Source organism: Oleiphilus sp. HI0128, from assembly GCF_001635365.1.
In genome coordinates, this window is the sequence record NZ_LWGG01000006.1 from 1 (window position 1) to 936 (window position 936).

At 43.6% G+C, this 936-nt stretch carries 1 protein-coding gene; it reads right to left on the reverse strand.

Annotated features, from left to right (window positions below; genetic code table 11):
* A partial coding sequence (locus tag A3763_RS00150) for a BamA/TamA family outer membrane protein (protein WP_156494770.1) occupies positions 1 to 936 on the reverse strand: 936 nt, incomplete at both ends.

Below are 936 nucleotides of genomic sequence, written 5' to 3' on the forward strand. Positions count from 1 at the left end.
ACTCAGCACTATTTTCAATTAGGAGATTTCCGCCAAAGGGGTCTGTAGACCCACCAGCCTGACTAGGAACCGACTGACGACCAAGCGAATTTCTTTGATAACCTCGCACCGAAGTAATACCACCGGTGAAATAGTTTTCGTAAAATGGAAGTATGCTGGTATCACCATACCCATCAGCCCACGCCAATTTATTGCGAATCCTGAATACAAAGTCATGATCTTTATCGATTGGGAAGTAGGTATTTGAGCGGTAGTTAAGTTTATAAAATGATAGATCACTGAAAGGTACCGACACTTCAAGCGTTAGGCCCTGTCCCCACCCGCGCGTTGGAAACTGCCCGCGATTCAATGTGCTTCTGGTCCATGACCCGGTAAAGCTGTAAGTATTAAAACTCGTACCATATTCAGAAACAAAAGTATTGATTCCGAGCGGCACATCCTCACCTGCAGATAGCTGAGTATTGGTATAACCAAAAGTGAACTTCAAGCGAGAAATACTGTTGATAGGATAACCAAAGGTTACCGATGCTCCCGTTTCATCGATAACAAAATCTGAACGGTCATCTTCGTCAAAATCAGTTTTTCTAGCAAAAAAGCTAAACCCTCGACTCACACCATCGACAGTGAAGTAAGGATCGAGATAGGAAAAGTTAGCAGACTTAACGGACTCAGTGGTATTCACGCCAAAAGAGACCTTCTTACCGGAGCCAAAAAAGTTACTTTCAGAAACACTCAAACCAAGTGAAAAACCGGAACCCTGAGAAAAACCCAAGCTTGCAGAAAGGTTACCGGATGAAGTTTCTTCAACCGAGTAATTCACATCAATTTGATCTGACGTGCCCGGTACTGAGGGCGTATCAATATTAACAGTACTAAAGAAGCCCAAACGCTCAAGCTTAGCTTTAGAACCTTCGATCAAGTCCGTTGATGCAGACC